We start from the raw sequence: 18,199 nt of genomic DNA, 5'->3' as shown, positions 1-18,199 counted from the left end.
GTCGGTGATGCCCTCCCGGCTGCGCATGGTGGCCAGGATGCTGTCCCGCAGCCGGCCGACGGCGTCGTTGCTGCGCAGGTAGTCGGCCAGGATGTCGTCGGGCGCCAAGCCCGCTGCCTCCAGTGCCACCGCCACCGCGAACCCGGTGCGGTCCTTGCCGGCGAAGCAGTGCACCAGTACCGGATGCCCGTCGGCCAGCATGGTGATGATCCGGCGCACCGCGGTGCGCGCGCCGGCGAGGGTGGGGAACCGCTCGTACTCGGCGGTCATCCAGCGCTGGGCGGCCACGGACGGGTCCTCCTCGGAGAACTCCGTCATCAGCTTCTGGAAGCTGGACTCGTGCGGAGCCTCGGCAGGCTCGGCGTCGCCGTGGTGCTGCGTCACCTCCGGGAACGGAAGGTTGTGCACCGCAACGCCACTCGGGACGGCGCCGCCGCCGCGGCGCGCCACCTCACCGGGGGAGCGCAGATCCGCGACGTCGGTGACGCCGAGTTCGGTCAGGGTGCGGCGGCCCGCGTCGTCAAGACTGCTGAGCTCACTGGACCGGAACAAGCGGCGCGGACGCAGGCCCGCGGTCTCGGCGACGTCGCGGAAATTCCATGCCCCGGAGAGTCTTTCGTGCGTGTAGTGAAATTCGGGGTCCGGGGTCACCCGCGCGTCACCGCCGCGGCCATCGCACTCGGCTCACGCCCCAGCTCGGCCTTGGCGATGGTGCGGAAGTGCACTTCGTCGGGTCCGTCGAAGATCCGCATGGCGCGCTGCCAGCCGTACATCCGGGCCAACGGGAAGTCGTCGCTGACACCGCCGCCGCCGTGCACCTGGATGGCCCGGTCGATCACCGTGCACGCCATCAGCGGCGCGACCGACTTGATCTGGGACACCAGCGAGAACGCCGCCCGGTTGCCATGCTGGTCGATGGTCCACGCTGCCTTCTCGCACAGCAGGCGGGCCTGGTCGATCTCGTTGCGGGACAGCGCAATCTGCTGCTGCACCATGCCCTGTTCGGCCAACGGCTTACCGAACGCGATGCGGGTGCGGGCGCGCTCGGTCATCAGCGCCAGCGCGCGCTCGGCCACCCCGATGGCGCGCATGCAGTGGTGGATGCGGCCCGGCCCGAGCCGCGCCTGGGCGATCGCGAAGCCCGTGCCCTCCTGCGCCAGCAGATTCGACGCCGGCACCCGCACGTTGTCGTAGACGATCTCGGCGTGGCCGTGCTGGTCCTGCCAGCCGAACACCGACGTCGAACGCAGGACGTTGAGCCCGGGAGTGTCGGTGGGCACCAGGATCATCGACTGCTGCTGATGGGAGGCCGCGTCCGGGTTGGTACGGCCCATCACGATCAGGACCTTGCAGCGCGGGTCGTTGGCGCCCGAGGTCCACCATTTGCGGCCGTTGATGATGTAGTCGTCGCCGTCGCGGGTGATCTGGGTCTGGATGTTGCGGGCGTCGCTGGAGGCCACCGCAGGCTCGGTCATCGAGAAGGCGCTGCGAATCTCGCCGGCCAGCAGCGGCTCAAGCCACTGCTTCTTCTGCTCCGGGGTGCCGAACATGTGCAGCACCTCCATGTTGCCGGTGTCCGGGGCGGCGCAGTTGATGGCCTCTGGCGCGATCTCGGTGCTCCAGCCGGACAGTTCGGCCAGCGGCGCGTACTCCAGGTTGGTCAGCCCGGATTCGGACGGCAGGAACAGATTCCACAACCCGCGTTCCTGGGCCTTGGTCTTCAACTCCTCCACCACCGGGGGCACGGTGTAGTCGCCCAGACCGGCAGCCGCCCGGTATTCGTCGTAGGACTGCTCGGCCGGGAACACCTCCTCGACCATGAAATCGGTGAGGCGTTTGTGGTAGTCGGCGCCCTTGGCGGACATGGCGAAATCCATATCCGCCACGATAGGGCACCCCGCCGCGGCGGCACCGGTGCCGGGACGGTGACTAACTGACTGGCTACCGGCCGGCGCCGTCCATCTGCTCGAAGTAGCGGGGCGCATCGCGGTGATCGTCCATGTGCCGGACGCCGATCGTCGGCACACGGTGGGCGCACCTGCAGATCGTCGACCCCGCCGACCTGCCTCGCTTCGCCGAACTCGGCTCATCGCGCAGTTCTCCCCGAACTGGGCCGCCGTGGACCCCAGCCTGGCGACCATCCGCACTCGGATCGGGGATCAGCGCTGCCGCCGGATGTATCTGCTGCGCGAGGTCCTGGAGCGCGGCGCGGCTGTGACGTTCGGCGCTGTGACGTTCGGCACGGACTGGCCGGCGGCCGGCTGGTTCTCCACCGATAAACCGCTGGACGCCATCGAGACCGCCATCGCCCGCCGCGCCCTCGGTGAGCCGGACGCCCGGGCCCTGGAACCGGAGGATCAGTGCCGGATCTGGCGCAGGCTCTGCGCGCCAACACTCTGGCCGCGGCACGTCAGCTTCGGCTCGATGACCTGGTGGGTTCCGTGGAAGCCGGCAAGCGTGCGGACCTGGTGGCGCTGGAGCGCAACCTGTTCGAGGTCCCGCCGCACCGCATCGCCGAGACCGGCGTGGACATGACGATGATGAACGGCCGATTCACCCACGGCGATCCGTTCGCCGGGCCTCCCCTGAACGGGTGAGCGCCGGTCCTCGGCTTTGGGAAATAGCCCCTGCCAGCGGTTAGGGTGTCCCGAGCGACGGGGGAGACCCGTCAAATGATCCTAGGAAGTACACGCGAGAGCCATGACAGAAAGAACGACAGTAGGCGTCGTCGTCGAGTCCGGGGCCGACGAGCGCCGGGTGGCGTTGGTGCCCAAGGCGGTCGCGGCGCTGGTAAACAGCGGCGTCGCGGTGGTGGTCGAATCCGGCGCCGGCGAGCGTGCCCTGCTGCCCGACGAGCTCTACTCCGCCGCCGGCGCCACCATCGGCGACGCCTGGGGGTGTGACGTCGTGGTCAAGGTGGCCCCGCCGTCATCGTCGGAGGTGGCACGGTTGCGCTCCGGTCAGACGCTGATCGGCTTCCTCGCCCCGCGTAACGCCGACACCCAGATCGGTGCTCTGACATCGGCCGGTGTGCAGGCCTTCGCGGTGGAGGCGATCCCGCGGATCTCCCGCGCGCAGGCCATGGATGCGCTGTCCTCGCAAGCCAACGTCGCCGGCTACAAGGCCGTGCTGCTGGCGGCCAGCCTGTCGACCCGGTTCTTCCCGATGTTGACCACCGCGGCCGGCACGGTGAAGCCGGCCACCGTGCTGGTGCTCGGCGTCGGCGTCGCCGGCCTTCAGGCGCTGGCCACCGCCAAGCGGCTCGGCGCCAAGACCACCGGCTACGACGTGCGCCCGGAGGTGTCCGACCAGGTCCGCTCGGTGGGTGCCCAGTGGCTGGACCTCGGCATCGACGCCGCCGGTGAGGGCGGGTACGCCCGCGAACTCACCGAGGAGGAGCGCGCTCAGCAGCAGAAGAAGCTGGAGCAGGCGATCGGCAACTTCGACGTCGTCATCACCACCGCCCTGGTGCCGGGCCGCCCGGCGCCGCGACTGGTGACGGCCGAGGCGGTGCGGGGCATGAAGCCCGGCAGCGTGGTCGTCGACCTCGCCGGCGAGACCGGCGGCAACTGTGAGCTCACCGAGCCGGGCGAGACCGTCGTCAAGCACGGCGTGACCATCACCTCGCCGCTGAACCTGCCCGCCACCATGCCTGAGCACGCCAGCGAGCTGTATTCGAAGAACCTCACCTCGCTGCTGGAACTCATGATCAAAGACGGTGCGCTGCAACCCGATTTCGACGACGAGGTCATCGCGGCCTCCTGTGTGACGAGAGGCTGAGGAGCATGTACACCCAACTTCTTGCCAATCTGGCGATCCTGGTGCTGGCCGGGTTCGTCGGGTTCGCCGTGATTTCCAAGGTGCCCAACACCCTGCACACCCCGCTGATGTCGGGCACCAACGCCATCCACGGCATCGTCGTGCTCGGTGCACTGCTGGTGCTGGGCAACCTGCCCGCCGACGCGCACTGGGGCGTGCGGATCATCGCGTTCGTCGCGCTGGTCTTCGGCACCCTCAACGTGATCGGCGGCTTCCTGGTGACCGACCGCATGCTCGGCATGTTCAAGTCCAAGAAGGAAAAGGCCCCCGCTGCCGGTAAGGCGAAGGAGCTCGCCCAATGACCTATCTCGTCGACGTTCTCTACATCGCCGCGTTCGGAATGTTCATCTACGGCCTGATGGGTCTGACCGGACCCAAGACCGCGGTGCGCGGCAACTGGATCGCCGCCGTCGGCATGGGCATCGCGGTGGTGGCGACGCTGATCAAGATCCGCGACACCGCCTCGATCAACTGGATCTTGATCATCGCCGGCCTGGCGCTGGGCGTGATCCTCGGTGTGCCGCCGGCCAAGAAGACCAAGATGACGGCGATGCCTCAGCTGGTGGCGCTGTTCAACGGCGTCGGCGGCGGCACCGTGGCGCTGATCGCCTGGACGGAATTCATTGAGACCAAAGGCTTCTCGGTCTTCAAGCCGGAACAGTCCCCGACCGTGGCGCTGGTGGTCGGATCGTTGTTCGCCGCCGTCATCGGCTCGGTGTCGTTCTGGGGCTCGCTGGTGGCCTTCGCCAAACTTCAGGAAAACATCATCCCGAAGAACGTCGAGAAGGCTTTCGTCAAGAACGCCAAGCTGTTTCAGGCCGCCAACGTTGTGCTGCTGCTCGCTGCCGTCGCTGCCTCGATCTTCATCGGACTCAACCAGGGCCTCTCGGTCTGGTGGATCGTGCTGGTGCTCGTCCTCGCCGGGTTGATGGGCCTGTTCGTGGTGTTCCCCATCGGCGGGGCCGACATGCCGGTGGTCATCTCGCTGCTCAACGCGATGACCGGATTGTCGGCCGCCGCAGCCGGTTTGGCGCTGAACAACACCGCCATGATCGTCGCCGGCATGATCGTCGGCGCCTCGGGTTCGATCCTGACCAACCTGATGGCTGTGGCCATGAACCGCTCCATCCCGGCGATCGTGTTCGGCTCCTTCGGCGGCACCGACGCGGTCGGCGGCCCGGCCGGCGTCGACCAGGGTCCGGTCAAGGCCACCTCCGCGGCGGATGCGGCCATCCAGATGGCGTACGCCAACCAGGTGATCGTGGTGCCCGGCTACGGCCTGGCGGTGGCGCAGGCCCAGCACGCCGTCAAGGAGATGGCCGACCTGCTCGAGGCCAAGGGGGTGGAGGTCAAGTTCGCCATCCACCCGGTGGCCGGCCGCATGCCCGGGCACATGAACGTGCTGCTCGCCGAGGCCGACGTGGACTACGACGCCATGAAGGAAATGGACGACATCAACGGCGAGTTCCCGCGCACCGACGTGACGATGGTGATCGGTGCCAACGACGTCACCAACCCGGCGGCGCGGACAGACCCGTCCAGCCCCATTCACGGTATGCCGATCCTCAACGTCGACCAGTCCCGGTCGGTTATCGTGCTCAAGCGCTCGATGTCGTCGGGTTACGCCGGTATCGAGAACCCGCTGTTCTTCCTGCCCCAGACCTCGATGCTGTTCGGCGACGCCAAGAAGTCGGTGTCGGCGGTCATCGAGGAGCTCAAGGCGCTGTAGCCGAATTGCCGTGCTCCTCAGCGCGGCTCCTTCGTCGCCGCTTGATCGTCGCGCGGCTGTAGTCGAATTGCCGTGCTCCTCAGCGCGGCTCCTTCGTCGCCGCTTGATCGTCGCGCGGCTCTAACCCTCCCGGAGCAGCGCGCCTTCCAGAGCCGCGCGGAACTCCTCGGGCAGCGGCAGCGGGCCGGCCGGACCATCGGGGCCGCCGAGCATCACCAGCACGGTGTCGCACACCCCGATGCAGTCACCGTCGACGAACAACCCGGTGGACGCCAGATACGACGTGCGCCCGATTCGGCCGATCCCCGCGCCGGTCTGGATCATGCCGGGCCAGAACGCCTCGGAAAGGAAGTGCACGGCGTTCTGCGAGGTGACCAGCCGGATCCGTCGTTCGCCCGTATAGGCAGTTGGCAGGAGCGCCCGGTTCATCGTGGCGCGGGCGTTCTCGTGCAACGACTCCAGCGCCAGGTTGTTCAGGTGCGCGTTTGCGTCCATATCGCCGTAGCGGACGGCGATCTCGTCGACGAAGGGATAGCTCTGCAGCCGCAGCCGCATGGGGTGGGGACGTGCTGCGGTGGTCGTCCAATCGGTCACAAGGTGGGCAGCGTACGCGTGTTTCGGCGTCGTCTCGTTACACTCCGGCGTGGCTTTCGACGGGCAAGCGGAAGATCGGCCGGGTATCGATCCCGGGCGCCTGAAGGTGACCCTCGACGTTCTCGCCGAACTGCACCAGCTCGACGAATCCCACCCCGACTTCATCGCGGTGCGCCGGGCGACCTCACACATGTTCAAAGCAGCCAAGAAGTGGCGGCGGGCCGAGAAGCGCGCGGAGATCGCCGACGCCGACCGCGCGGTGGTCGCCGCGACCGCGACCGGAGCTCCCGACCGCATCGACGACGAGACCCGCGGCATCCCGCTGTCGGCGTCGGTCGCCGCGCCGAGCGCGGGGACCTTGCTGAAGTCCCGGGCCTGCTACATCTGCAAGACGCATTACACCGAGGTCGACGCGTTCTATCACCAGCTGTGTCCGCCGTGCGCCGCGCACAGCCATGCCAAGCGCGAAGCCCGCACCGATCTCACCGGCAGACGTGCGCTGCTCACCGGCGGCCGGGCCAAGATCGGCATGTACATCGCCCTGCGGCTGCTGCGCGACGGCGCCCACACGACGATCACCACCAGGTTTCCGCGGGACGCGGTGCGCCGGTTCGCCGGGCTGCCCGACGCCGCCGACTGGTTGCACCGCCTGCGCATCGTCGGCATCGATCTGCGCGACCCGGCCCAGGTCGTCGGACTGGCCGACGCCGTCGCGGCGGCCGGGCCGCTGGACATCCTGATCAACAATGCCGCCCAGACCGTGCGCCGATCCCCGGGCGCCTACGCACCGCTGGCCGAGGCCGAGCTCGCGCCGCTGCCCGATGGTCCGATCCCGGAGCTGCTGACCTTCGGTCACACCAACGACCCGCATCCCCAGGCGCTGGCGGCCTCGGTCGCCAATCACCCGATTCTCGCGGCCGCCTCACCTGCCGATGCCCTGACGGCGGCGGCGTTGGCGGCCGGCTCGTCCTCACTGGAGCGGCTGGCCGCCGGCACCGCCATCGACGCCGGCGGATTGCTGCCCGACGAGCATCATGTGAACAGCTGGACCCAGCACGTGCACGAAGTCGAGCCGCTGGAGATGCTCGAGGTGCAGCTCGCCAACGCCACGGCACCCTTCCTGCTCATCTCCCGGCTGCGTCCGTCGATGGCCGCCTCACCTGCCCGCCGCAAGTATGTGGTCAACGTGTCGGCGATGGAGGGCGTGTTCTCCCGGCGCTACAAGGGCCCGGGGCACCCGCACACCAATATGGCCAAGGCCGCGCTGAACATGCTCACCCGCACCAGCGCGGGGGAGATGTTCGAGACCGACGGCATCCTGATGACCAGTATCGACACCGGGTGGATCACCGACGAGCGCCCGCATTTCACCAAGATCCGCCTCGCCGAGGAGGGGTTCCACGCCCCGCTCGATCTCGTCGACGGCGCTGCCCGGGTGTACGACCCGATCGTGCAGGGTGAGGCCGGCGTGGACCTCTACGGGGTTTTCCTCAAGGACTACCAGCCCTCGAACTGGTGACGCGGGTGGCGCGGGGTCTTAGACCGGCGGGTAGGCGGGGGTACCGGTCCAGTCGGTACCGCGCAGCGCCCAGGGCAGCCAGCTGAAGAAGTACTCGATCTCGTCGGTCGCGTCGTAGTCGGGCTGCGGGTCGGGATTCATGGCGTACCTCCTAGGCGTCCGACGGGCTGAAGTCTATCCCCACTGTCGGTGTGGGCGTGGCGGTCGGCGCGCATTGCCTAGACTGTCCAACCAGTTGATAGGGAGGGGTGGCATGCCACCGGAGAACGGGACGACCCGGCGCGAGGAGTTGCTGTCCGTCGCCACCAAGCTGTTCGCCGCCCGCGGCTACCACGGCACCCGGATGGACGACGTCGCCGACGTCGTCGGTCTGAACAAGGCGACGGTCTACCACTACTACGCGAGCAAGTCGCTGATCTTGTTCGACATCTACCGCCGGGCAGCGGAGAACACCCTGGCCGCCGTGCATGACGACCCGTCCTGGACAGCCCGCGAGGCGCTCTACCAGTACACGGTGCGGTTGCTGACCAACATCGCCGGCAATCCCGAAGGCGCGGCGGTGTACTTCCAGGAGCAGCCCTACATCACCGAATGGTTCACCGAAGAGCAGGTCGCCGAGGTGCGCGAGAAGGAGACCCAGGTCTACGAGCACGTCGCCGGCCTCATCGACCGCGGCATCGCCAGCGGCGAATTCTTCGAGTGCGACTCCCATGTGGTGGCCCTGGGCTACATCGGCATGACGATGGGCGCCTACCGGTGGTTGCGCCCGGACGGCCGGCGCAGCGCCAAGGAGATCGCCGCCGAATTCAGCACGGCGCTGCTGCGCGGCCTCATCCGCGACGAAGCGATCCGCACCGAGAGTCCATTGGGCTACAACCAGCCCGCCGGCCAGCGAAAGGCACATGTCTGATGGCACTAGTGAGCAAGACCCTCGAGGTCGGCGCCCAGGCCGACTCCATCCTGAGCATCGTCGCGGACTTCGAGGCCTACCCGCAGTGGAACGACGAGGTCACGGCGGTCTACATCCTGGCCCGCTACAACGACGGCAGGCCCAGCCAGCTGCGCATCGACACCGAGATCCAGGGCCAGCCGGGCACCTACATCCAGGCCGTCTACTACCCCGCCCCGGCGCAGATCCAGACCGTCATGCAGCAGGGCCAACTGTTCTCCAAGCAGAACCAGTTGTTCTCGGTGGTCGAGATGGGACCGGCCAGCCTGCTGACCGTCGACCTCGACGTGGAAACCTCGATCCCCGGTGTGCCGGATGTGATGGTGAAGAAACTGGTCAACGACGCACTGGAGCATCTAGCGGGCAACCTCAAGGCGCGGGCCGAGGCTCTCGCCGGCGGCGTATAGCCGCCGCTCCACGGCGTTTCGCGTCGCCTTTCGGCGGCCGTAGACACAAGCTTGACGACGATGGAGACGCAGGACGGCCATGACCGGTACTGACCAGCCCTACCTGTCCCGGCGGCAGAACTGGATCACCCAGCTGTCCCGCCACGCCCTGATGCAGCCTGCCGCCACCGCCCTGCGGTTCATGGGCCGCACCATCACCTGGGCCGAACTGCACGCGCGGGTGACCGGACTGGCCGGCGCGCTACACCGCCGCGGGGTGGGCAGCGGCGACCGGGTGATGATCCTCATGCTGAACCGTCCCGAGTTCGTCGAAACATGCCTTGCCGCAACGATGCTCGGTGCCATCGCGGTGCCGGTGAACTTCCGGCTCAGCCCGCCGGAGCTGGCTTACCTGGTGGACGACTGCGGGGCCGCTGTGCTGGTGACCGAACCGACGCTGGCGCCGCTGGCCGATGCGGTCGGTGCCATGACGCCGAATCTCTCGACGGTCGTCGTCGCCGAGTCCCCTTCGGACACCGACGTTGTCGGCTACGAGGAACTCGTCGCCGAGGAAGGGGAACCCGCGCCGCCGGTGGACGTGCCCAACGACAGCCCCGCGCTGATCATGTACACCTCCGGGACCACCGGGCATCCCAAGGGTGCAGTGCTCACCCACGCCAATCTGGCTGGGCAGGCGATGTCGGCGATCTACACCACCTGCCCGGACATCGCCGGCGACGTCGGCTTCATCGGGGTGCCGCTGTTCCACATCGCCGGGATCGGCAACATGCTGCCCGGGCTGACACTGGGCATCCCGACGGTCATCTATCCGTTGGGCGCTTTCGACCCGGGCGGACTGCTCGACGTCTTGGAGGCCGAGGGCGTCACCGGAATCTTCCTGGTACCCGCGCAGTGGCAGGCGGTCTGCGCCGAGCAGCAGGCCCGTCCCCGCACCCTGCGGCTGCGCAACCTGTCCTGGGGGGCTGCGCCGGCCTCGGACACCCTGCTCCGCCAGATGGCCGCGACCTTCCCGGACAGCAGGATCCTGGCGGCGTTCGGCCAGACCGAGATGTCCCCGGTGACCTGCATGTTGGCCGGGGAGGACGCCATCCGAAAGCTCGGGTCGGTCGGCAAGGTCATCCCGACCGTCGCCGCCCGCATCGTCGACGATCAGATGAACGACGTTCCGGTGGGCCAGGTCGGCGAAATCGTCTACCGCGCTCCGACGCTGATGGCCGGCTACTGGAACAAGCCACAGGCCACCGCGGAGGCCTTCGACGGCGGCTGGTTCCACTCCGGAGACCTCGTCCGCAGCGACGACGAGGGCTACATCTGGGTGGTCGACCGCAAGAAGGACATGATCATCTCCGGCGGGGAGAACATCTACTGCGCTGAGGTGGAAAACGTGTTAGCCGCCCACCCGGCGATCACCGAGGTCGCGGTTGTCGGCCGTCCGGACGACAAATGGGGCGAGGTGCCCATCGCTGTGGCGGCGGTGACCGAACCGCTGACGCTGGATGATCTGACCGGTTTGCTGGACAACCGTCTCGCTCGCTACAAGCACCCCAAGGCCCTCGAAATCGTCGACGCGCTGCCCCGAAATCCCGCCGGAAAAGTACTGAAGAACCAGCTCAGGGCACTTTTTGGCGGCTCCGGCAAACCAGTTGGATCGTAATAGTGCTGATGAGATGTGGCGGACCTGAGGTATCGGGTACATTCCTGTGGTCCCGGTTACATGGCATGTACTGGACACATTCTGGTCACCACCGGAGGAACTCAGGAGGGGTACGTGCCCAACGGTCTGTCCCCCCGCCGCCGTGACCGGCGAGATCGCAGTGAGGGCACCACGCGATGACCGCGTCGACCAGCTACCTGCGCAAACGCTTCAACGGCCCCATGACGGCCATGGGCGGCTTCTTCAAGATGTGCGTGCTGACCGCCAAGTCATTGGCCCGGCCGTTCCAGTGGAAAGAATTCTTCCAGTACACCTGGTTCCTGATGACGGTCGCCCTGCTGCCGACCTTCGCGATGTCGATCCCACTGACCGTGCTCATCATCTTCATCTTCAATCTGCTGCTGACTGAGTTCGGCGCGGCCGACGTCTCCGGCGCCGGTGCGGCGCTGGCGTCGGTGACCCAGCTCGGTCCACTGGTGACGGTGCTGGTGGTCGCGGGCGCCGGATCCACCGCCATCTGCGCCGACCTCGGCGCACGCACCATCCGCGAAGAGATCGACGCCCTCGAGGTGCTCGGCATCGACCCGATCCACCGCCTGGTGGTGCCCCGCGTCGCCGCCGCCACACTCGTCTCGGTCCTGCTCAACGGAGCGGTGATCACCATCGGCCTGGTGGGCAGCTTCTTCTTCGGTGTGTACCTGCAGAACATCTCGGCCGGCGCCTACCTGCAAACCCTGACGCTGCTCACCGGGCTGCCGGAAGTGGTCATCGCCATCGCGAAAGCCGTCGCGTTCGGGCTGATCGCCGGGCTAGTGGGCTGTTACCGAGGTCTCACCGTCGGCGGTGGCGCGAAAGGCGTCGGCATCGCGGTGAACGAGACCCTGGTGCTCTGCGTGGTGGCGTTGTTCGCGGTCAACGTCATCTTCACGACAATCGGTGTCCGCTTCGGAACGGGGCGATAGATGGCGACGGCGACGACAACCCCCAAGGCCGCGGTCCCGGCCCGGTTCCCGCAATTCGCGGATAAATGGGGAAAGAAACCCGGCAAGGTGCTCGACAGCACCGGCAAGGTTGCCTGGTTCGCCATCGAGGCCATCAAGGAGATCGGGCACGCGCTCCGCTACTACCCCAAGGAAATCGTCCGGCTGATCGCCGAAGTCGGCATGGGTGCCGGCGCCATGGCGGTGGTCGGCGGCACCGTCGCCATCGTCGGCTTCGTCACCCTCTCCGCCGGGTCGCTGATCGCCATCCAGGGCTTCGCCTCGCTGGGCAACATCGGTGTGGAAGCCTTCACCGGCTTCCTCGCCGCCATGGTCAACGTCCGCCTGACCGCACCCATCGTCACCGGCCAATCGATGGCGGCGACCGTCGGCGCCGGCGCCACCGCCGAACTGGGCGCCATGCGCATCTCCGAGGAGATCGATGCGCTGGAGGTGATGGGCATAAAGTCCATCTCCTACCTTGTCTCGACGCGGCTGGTCGCCGCGGCGGTGGTCATCATCCCGCTCTACGCAATGTCGCTGATCATGGCCTTCCTGGCCGCACAGCTGACCACGACGGTGCTCTACGGGCAGTCGGGTGGCACCTACTCCCACTACTTCCACACGTTCCTTCGCACCAACGACGTGTTCTGGTCGTTCGTCGAGGTCATCATCATCTCGGTGATCGTGATGATCAACCACTGCTACTACGGCTTCAACGCCAGCGGCGGCCCGGTGGGCGTCGGCGAGGCGGTCGGTAAGTCGATGCGCGCGTCACTGGTCCTGATTCAGTTCGTGGTTCTGTTCGCTTCGTTGGCGCTGTACGGCACCGACCCGAACTTCAATCTGACGGTGTAGACGTGACCGCTCCCCTGAACGAGATCAAGAAACCGCCGATCCGGCTGGCCGGCTTCATCCTGCTGCTGGTCGTGGCCATCATCCTGACGTTCCTGCTGCTGCAGTTCCGCGGAAAGCTCACGCCCAAGACGGAACTGACGATGGTCGCGGCCCGGGCCGGCCTGGTGATGGACCCGAACGCCAAGGTCACCTACAACGGTGTCGAGGTGGGGCGCGTCACCAGGATCGAAGCGACCGAGATCGACGGCAAAGAGGCCGCGAAGTTCGCGATGGAGGTCAAGCCGAAGTTCATCGAGCTGATTCCGGCGAACGTCAATGCCGACATCCAGGCCACCACGATCTTCGGCAACAAGTACGTCGCCCTGTCCAGCCCGAAGGATCCGACGACCGAGCGGATCAGTAGCTCCGACGTCATCGACGCCCGCAGCACAACCGTCGAGTTCAACACCCTCTTCGAGACCATCACGGGCCTGGCGGAGAAGATCGACCCGGTCAAGCTGAACCTGACCCTCTCGGCCACCGCGGAAGCGCTGACCGGAGTGGGCGGCAAGCTGGGCAAGACCCTTGTTACCGCGAACACCGCACTGGACAACCTGAATCCGCGGCTGCCCCGCCTGCAGTACGGCTTGCAACAGCTGGCCGGTCTGGCCGACGTCTACACCGCGGCCGGCCCGGACTTCTGGAACGGCGTTGACAACGTGCTCACCACGGTCCGCACCCTCAACGAAGAGCAAGGCAATCTCGACGCGATGCTGCTGGCTGCGGCCGGCTTCGGCAACACCGGCGCTGACGTGTTCGAACGCGGCGCCCCGTACCTAGTGCGGGCGATGGCGGACCTGATCCCGACCTCGCAGTTGCTGAACACCTACAGCCCTGAGCTGTTCTGCATGATCCGCAACTACGCAGAGCTGCTGCCCGCGGCGCTGGACGGCTTTGGTGGCAACGGCTACTCGCTGGCCGACCACGCCAAACTGATCGGTGCGCCCAACCCCTACATCTATCCGGACAACCTGCCTCGGGTGAACGCCCGAGGTGGACCCGGCGGCGCACCCGGCTGCTGGCAGAAGGTCACCCGGGACTTCTGGCCCGCACCGACCCTGGTCGCCGACACCGGCGCAACGATCGCTCCGTACAACCACTTCGAGCTTGGTCAGCCGATCCTCAACGAATACGTCTGGGGACGTCAGGTCGGGGAGAACACGATCAACCCATGAGCATTCGCGGAACGTTAATCAAGCTCGGCATCGTGTCGACCATTCTCGGTCTGTGCACCGTGCTGTTGATCGTGGTGTTCGGACAGCTGCGCTTCCAGCGCTTCAACTCCTACGAGGCGGAGTTCAGCAACGGCAGCGGCCTCAAGGCCGGACAGTTCGTCCGTGCCGGTGGCGTCGAGGTCGGCAAGGTCAAGAGGGTTACCCTCTCGGAGAACGGGCAGCGCGTCACCGTCACGCTGAACGTCGACAAGTCGCTTCCGCTCTACCAGTCCTCGGGTGCCCAGATCCGCTACGCCAACCTGATCGGTGAGCGCTACGTCAACCTCGACCGGGGTACCGGCGACGGGGCCGACAAGGTGCTGCCCCCGGGCGGTCTCATCCCGTTGGCCCGCACCCAGCCCGCCTTGGACCTCGATGCGCTGATCGGCGGCTTCAAGCCGCTGTTCAAGGCGCTCGACCCGGAGAAGGTCAACAACATCGCCACCTCCCTGGTCACCGTCTTCCAGGGGCAGGGCGGCACGATCGCCAACATCCTGAGCCAGACCGCGCAGCTGACGGCCACCATCGCCGACCGCGACCAGGCCATCGGCGAGGTGATCACCAACCTCAACACCGTGCTCAGCACCGTCAACCGGCACCAGCGGGAGTTCGACTCGACGATCAGCAACCTCGAAATCCTGATCACCGGACTCAAGAACCGGGCCGATCCGCTGGCCGGCGCTATCGCCGACATCAGCAACGCCTCGACACAGCTGGCCGGACTGCTCAGCGACGAACGCCCGATCCTGCAGCAGACCCTCGGCAAGCTGGAGACCATCCAGCAGCCGCTCGCCGATGACCCGGCCAAGCTGGACAAGCTGCTCACCGAATATCCGACCGCGATCAACCTGATCGGCCGGGCGGGCGGCGTCTACGGCGACTTCTTCAACTTCTACCTCTGCGATCTCACTCTGACGCTCAACGGCTTGCAGCCGGGCGGACCGGTTCGCAAGGTTCGGATCACCAAGCAGCCGACGGGCAGGTGCACGCCGCAATGATTACTCTCCAGGGATCCAACCGGGTCCGGACGGGTCTGATCGGCCTGTTGGTCGTGATCATGGTGGTGGCCGTGGGCCAGAGCTTCGCCAGCATCCCGATGCTGTTCGCCAAGCCGATGTACTACGCGCACTTCACCGACTCGGCCGGTTCGCAGCCCGGTGACAAGGTGCGCATCAGCGGCTACGACGTCGGCCAGATCAAGACCACGACGATCGACGGCGACCGGGTCAAGGTCGGCTTCACGCTCGGCGACTACCGCATCGGCACCGACAGCCGGTTGTCGATCCGCACCGACACCATCCTCGGCAAGCGCGTGATGGAGATCGACCCGCGCGGCAGCAAGCCGCTGGCGGTCGGCGGACTCCTGCCGCTCGAGCAGAGCACCACGCCCTACCAGCTCTACGACGCGTTCTCCGAGCTGACCACCAACACCAGCCAGTGGGATCTGACCGCGGTCAGGAATTCGCTGAACGCGCTGACCGAGACCCTCGATGCCAGCAAGCCCGAACTGAAGGCGGCGCTGCAGGGTGTGTCCCGGTTCTCCGACACGATCGGCAAGCGCGACGAGGAGTTCAAGTCGCTGCTCGGTGAGGCCAATAAGGTCGCGGCCGTGCTCGGCAACCGCAGTGAGCAGATCAACCGGCTGCTGGTCAACGCCGGGGTGCTGCTCGCCGCCGTCAATCAGCGCAGCCAGGAAGTCGACGTGCTGCTGCAGAATGTGACCGCGGTGTCGCAGCAGTTCGCCGGGTTCATCGACGACAACCCGAACCTGACCAACGTCCTCACCCAGTTGCAGACCATCAGCGACGTGCTGGCCCAGCACAAAGAGGACCTGGCCTACTCGATCACCACAGCATCGAAGTTCATGGGATCCCTCACCGAGGCAATCGGTTCCGGCCCGTACTTCAAGACGCTGCTGGTCAATATCCTTCCGTACCAGATCATCCAGCCGTGGGTGGACGCCGCGTTCAAGCAACGCGGCATCGACCCCGAGGAGTTCTGGCGCAACGCCGGCCTGCCCGCCTACCAGTTCCCCGACCCGAACGGCGCCACCCAGGCCAACGGCGCCCCGCCGCCGTCGCCGCAGGTATTCGAGGGCACTCCGGAAAACCCGGGCCCGGCTCTGCAGCCCGGCTCGCCGTGCACCTACACACCGCCGGCCGACGGCATCCCCTCACCCGGCAACCCGCTGCCGTGTGCCAACGCGACGCAGGGTCCGTTCGGTGCGGTGCCCGGCGGATACCCGCGGCCCAACGTCGCGATCTCCGCGCCCAACCCCGACGCGATGGTTCCGAACCACGGCGTTCCCGCCGCGGCTGTTCCCGGTCAGCTCGGACCGCTGGTGCCCGGTGCACCCGGTCCGCAGCTGGCCCCCGGACCGCCTGGAGCCCGAACCGTTCCGGTCCCCGGCCCCGGCAATTTCGCGCCGATCGACACGGGAGGCGCTTAGCCCATGTCCATGGTCAATACGGGCCTCAAGAAGGTCTCCCGCGCCGGGGTCGTCATCGGCACCCTGGTGATCGCCCTCGCCCTGGTGGCGGCGTTCGTCGGCTACCGGCTGTACCAGAAGGCGACGACCACCAGCGCCAGCGCTTACTTCTCCGACGCACTGGCCGTGTACCCGGGCGACCGGGTCCAGATCATGGGCGTCAAGGTCGGCAAGATCGACAGCATCGAGCCGGCCGGCGACAAGATGAAGGTCAACTTCCACTTCGACAGCAAGTACAAGGTGCCGGCCGACGCCGTGGCGTCGGTGATCAACCCGACGGTCGTCGCGTCGCGCTCCTTGCAGCTGGACCCGCCCTTCACCGGCGGCGCGGCGCTGGCTGACGGCGACGTGATCCCGCTGGAGCGCACTCGGGTTCCGGTCGAGTGGGACGACATCCGTGCCCAGCTCGACAAGCTCGTCGTCGAACTCGGCCCGACACCCTCCCAGCCGAAGGGCCCGCTGGGCGATCTGGTCGACTCCGCCGCCGGTGCGCTCAACGGCAACGGCAAGCAGATCAACGAGACGTTCAAGGCGCTCTCGGACGCGGTGGCCACGCTCAACGAGAGCCGCGGCGACCTGTTCGCCACCACCAAGGCGCTGGCGGTGTTCGTCAACGCCCTGCACCAGAGCGACCAGCAGCTGGTGGCGCTCAACACCAACCTGGCGCAGTTCACCACCTCGCTGAACAACTCCGACCAGGAGGTCGGCAACGCGCTGGTCGAGATCGACAAGCTGCTCAAGACGGCCCGCAAGTTCGTCGACGACAACGGCTCATTGCTGGCCCGCGACATCAACAACCTCGCCGACGTCACCAACGCGCTGATGCAGCCCGATGCCCGCAACGGGCTGGAGACGGCGTTGCACGTCTACCCGACGCTGGCGGCGAACACGGCCCAGATCTATCACCCGACCCACGGCGCGATTGTGGCCATCCCGGCCGTCGCCAACTGGGCCAACCCGATGCAGTTCCTGTGCTCGGCCATCCAGGCCGGCAGCCGGTTGGGCTACCAGGACTCCGCAGAGCTGTGCGCGCAGTACCTGGCGCCGATCCTGGACGCGACGAAGTTCAACTATCCGCCGTTCGGTGTGAATCAGTTCGCCTCCGCCTCCACCCTGCCCAAGTACGTCGCGTACTCCGAGGAGCGGCTGCGTCCGCCCCCGGGATATAAGGACACGACGGTCCCCGGCGTGTGGTCGCGCGACACCCTGTTTTCGCACGGAAACCACGAGCCGGGCTGGATCGTCGCTCCCGGCATGCAGGGACTGCAGGTCCAGCCGTTCACGGCGAACATGCTCACCCCGGACTCGCTGGCTTCACTGATGGGCGGCCCGGACCCGTCGTCGTATCCCGCGGCCGGCCCGCGTGGTGGCGCACCGTCGAACTCCTACGACCAGAAGAACCCGCTGCCGCCGCCGTGGTACCCGCCGGCTCCGCCGGCACCCGCACCGGCGCCCGAAGTGAACCCCGGTCCACTGCCGGTGTCGCAGCAGATCGGCCCGCCCGCACCGGGCACCGCGGCACCCGCCGCTCCGATGCCCGTCCCGATGCCCGCTCTATCTGCTGAAACGGGGGCCGGACAGTGACCGATCATCAGAACCGCGCCCGCCGCCTGGGCCTGCGCGGCCTGGCGCTGGGCGTGACCGCGATGGTCCTGACCTCCTGCGGGTGGAAGGGAATCGCCAACGTCCCGCTGGACTTGGGGCCGGGTAGCGAAAAGGGCTCGGAGACCATCTACGTCCAGATTCCGGACACGTTGGCGCTCAACGTCAACAGCCGCGTGCGCGTCGCCGACGTGTTCGTGGGCACGGTTCGCAAGATCGAGCTCAAGGACTGGGTTCCCACCCTGACTCTGAGCGTGTCGCCGCAGGTCCAACTGCCCGCCAACGCCACCGCCAAGATCGGCCAGAGCTCCATCCTGGGTACCCAGCATGTGGAGCTGGCCGCCCCG

The 18,199-nt window shown here is 67.2% G+C and carries 19 protein-coding genes; 15 read left to right on the top strand and 4 right to left on the bottom strand.

From position 1 onward, the window contains the following. Positions 1 to 651, bottom strand: a 651-nt coding sequence (locus ADBZ6I_RS08045; protein ID WP_526382618.1) for a tyrosine-protein phosphatase, incomplete at its 3' end; no start/stop codon positions are given. Continuing rightward, positions 648 to 1,865, bottom strand: coding sequence for an acyl-CoA dehydrogenase family protein (locus ADBZ6I_RS08040; protein ID WP_526382622.1), 1,218 nt, complete (start codon positions 1,863 to 1,865; stop codon positions 648 to 650). The genes ADBZ6I_RS08040 and ADBZ6I_RS08045, both read right to left, overlap by 4 nt. A gap of 495 nt (positions 1,866 to 2,360) precedes the next feature. Between ADBZ6I_RS08040 and ADBZ6I_RS08035 the strand changes: the two genes are divergently transcribed. The 4 genes from ADBZ6I_RS08035 (at position 2,361) to ADBZ6I_RS08020 (ending at position 5,548) form a co-directional block, all read left to right on the top strand. Further along, complete coding sequence (locus ADBZ6I_RS08035; protein ID WP_526382616.1) at positions 2,361 to 2,597, top strand: amidohydrolase family protein; 237 nt, start codon at positions 2,361 to 2,363, stop codon at positions 2,595 to 2,597. A 103-nt stretch (positions 2,598 to 2,700) separates the two neighbouring features. Beyond that, positions 2,701 to 3,780: a Re/Si-specific NAD(P)(+) transhydrogenase subunit alpha gene (locus ADBZ6I_RS08030; RefSeq protein WP_526382614.1), complete on the top strand. Its 1,080-nt coding sequence runs from the start codon at positions 2,701 to 2,703 to the stop codon at positions 3,778 to 3,780. A 5-nt stretch (positions 3,781 to 3,785) separates the two neighbouring features. Continuing rightward, positions 3,786 to 4,121 carry a proton-translocating transhydrogenase family protein gene (locus ADBZ6I_RS08025; RefSeq protein ID WP_526382612.1) on the top strand — a complete coding sequence of 112 codons (336 nt, stop codon included), beginning with the start codon at positions 3,786 to 3,788 and terminating at the stop codon, positions 4,119 to 4,121. Next, positions 4,118 to 5,548: an NAD(P)(+) transhydrogenase (Re/Si-specific) subunit beta gene (locus ADBZ6I_RS08020; protein WP_526382610.1), complete on the top strand. Its 1,431-nt coding sequence runs from the start codon at positions 4,118 to 4,120 to the stop codon at positions 5,546 to 5,548. Before ADBZ6I_RS08025 ends, ADBZ6I_RS08020 begins: the two co-directional genes overlap by 4 nt. Before the next feature lie 120 nt (positions 5,549 to 5,668). Here ADBZ6I_RS08020 and ADBZ6I_RS08015 read toward each other — a convergent pair whose 3' ends face one another. Further along, complete coding sequence (locus ADBZ6I_RS08015; RefSeq protein WP_526382608.1) at positions 5,669 to 6,142, bottom strand: acyl-CoA thioesterase; 474 nt, start codon at positions 6,140 to 6,142, stop codon at positions 5,669 to 5,671. Here ADBZ6I_RS08015 and ADBZ6I_RS08010 point away from each other — a divergent pair. Beyond that, a complete protein-coding gene (locus tag ADBZ6I_RS08010) occupies positions 6,102 to 7,661 on the top strand; it encodes an SDR family NAD(P)-dependent oxidoreductase (protein ID WP_526382606.1) in 1,560 nt (519 codons plus the stop codon). The genes ADBZ6I_RS08015 and ADBZ6I_RS08010 overlap by 41 nt on opposite strands. 18 nt (positions 7,662 to 7,679) lie before the next feature. Here the strand turns inward: ADBZ6I_RS08010 and ADBZ6I_RS08005 are convergent, their stop codons facing one another. Next, positions 7,680 to 7,802 carry a hypothetical protein gene (locus ADBZ6I_RS08005; protein ID WP_509715510.1) on the bottom strand — a complete coding sequence of 41 codons (123 nt, stop codon included), beginning with the start codon at positions 7,800 to 7,802 and terminating at the stop codon, positions 7,680 to 7,682. Positions 7,803 to 7,914: 112 nt separating this feature from the next. Between ADBZ6I_RS08005 and ADBZ6I_RS08000 the strand changes: the two genes are divergently transcribed. The 10 genes from ADBZ6I_RS08000 to ADBZ6I_RS07955 form a co-directional block, all read left to right on the top strand. Continuing rightward, a complete protein-coding gene (locus tag ADBZ6I_RS08000; protein ID WP_526382604.1) occupies positions 7,915 to 8,571 on the top strand; it encodes a TetR/AcrR family transcriptional regulator in 657 nt (218 codons plus the stop codon). After that, entirely contained in the window at positions 8,571 to 9,017 is a 447-nt protein-coding gene (locus tag ADBZ6I_RS07995) for an SRPBCC family protein (RefSeq protein WP_526382602.1), read from the top strand. Before ADBZ6I_RS08000 ends, ADBZ6I_RS07995 begins: the two co-directional genes overlap by 1 nt. Positions 9,018 to 9,096: 79 nt before the next feature. Further along, positions 9,097 to 10,671 carry a fatty-acid--CoA ligase FadD5 gene (fadD5, locus tag ADBZ6I_RS07990; protein WP_526382600.1) on the top strand — a complete coding sequence of 525 codons (1,575 nt, stop codon included), beginning with the start codon at positions 9,097 to 9,099 and terminating at the stop codon, positions 10,669 to 10,671. Positions 10,672 to 10,847: 176 nt separating this feature from the next. Continuing rightward, the gene (locus ADBZ6I_RS07985) at positions 10,848 to 11,633 is read left to right on the top strand and encodes an MlaE family ABC transporter permease (RefSeq protein ID WP_526382598.1); all 786 of its coding nucleotides are present in this window, start codon (positions 10,848 to 10,850) and stop codon (positions 11,631 to 11,633) included. Beyond that, complete coding sequence (locus tag ADBZ6I_RS07980; RefSeq protein ID WP_526382596.1) at positions 11,634 to 12,509, top strand: MlaE family ABC transporter permease; 876 nt, start codon at positions 11,634 to 11,636, stop codon at positions 12,507 to 12,509. A 2-nt stretch (positions 12,510 to 12,511) separates the two neighbouring features. Continuing rightward, on the top strand, positions 12,512 to 13,723 hold the full coding sequence (locus ADBZ6I_RS07975) for an MCE family protein (protein ID WP_526382594.1): 1,212 nt from the start codon (positions 12,512 to 12,514) through the stop codon (positions 13,721 to 13,723). After that, positions 13,720 to 14,760: a virulence factor Mce family protein gene (locus ADBZ6I_RS07970; RefSeq protein WP_526382592.1), complete on the top strand. Its 1,041-nt coding sequence runs from the start codon at positions 13,720 to 13,722 to the stop codon at positions 14,758 to 14,760. Before ADBZ6I_RS07975 ends, ADBZ6I_RS07970 begins: the two co-directional genes overlap by 4 nt. After that, a complete protein-coding gene (locus ADBZ6I_RS07965) occupies positions 14,757 to 16,211 on the top strand; it encodes an MCE family protein (protein ID WP_526382590.1) in 1,455 nt (484 codons plus the stop codon). Before ADBZ6I_RS07970 ends, ADBZ6I_RS07965 begins: the two co-directional genes overlap by 4 nt. 9 nt (positions 16,212 to 16,220) lie before the next feature. Then, positions 16,221 to 17,834 carry a virulence factor Mce family protein gene (locus ADBZ6I_RS07960; RefSeq protein ID WP_526382588.1) on the top strand — a complete coding sequence of 538 codons (1,614 nt, stop codon included), beginning with the start codon at positions 16,221 to 16,223 and terminating at the stop codon, positions 17,832 to 17,834. 62 nt (positions 17,835 to 17,896) lie between these two features. Then, on the top strand, positions 17,897 to 18,199 hold a 303-nt coding region (locus ADBZ6I_RS07955; RefSeq protein WP_526382620.1), incomplete at its 3' end, for an MlaD family protein.

The sequence above is a fragment of the Mycobacterium sp. genome (genome assembly GCF_044342925.1).
GTDB lineage: Bacteria > Actinomycetota > Actinomycetes > Mycobacteriales > Mycobacteriaceae > Mycobacterium.
Note: the sequence above shows the minus strand (reverse complement) of the source record. Positions and strands in the feature narration are given on the sequence as shown.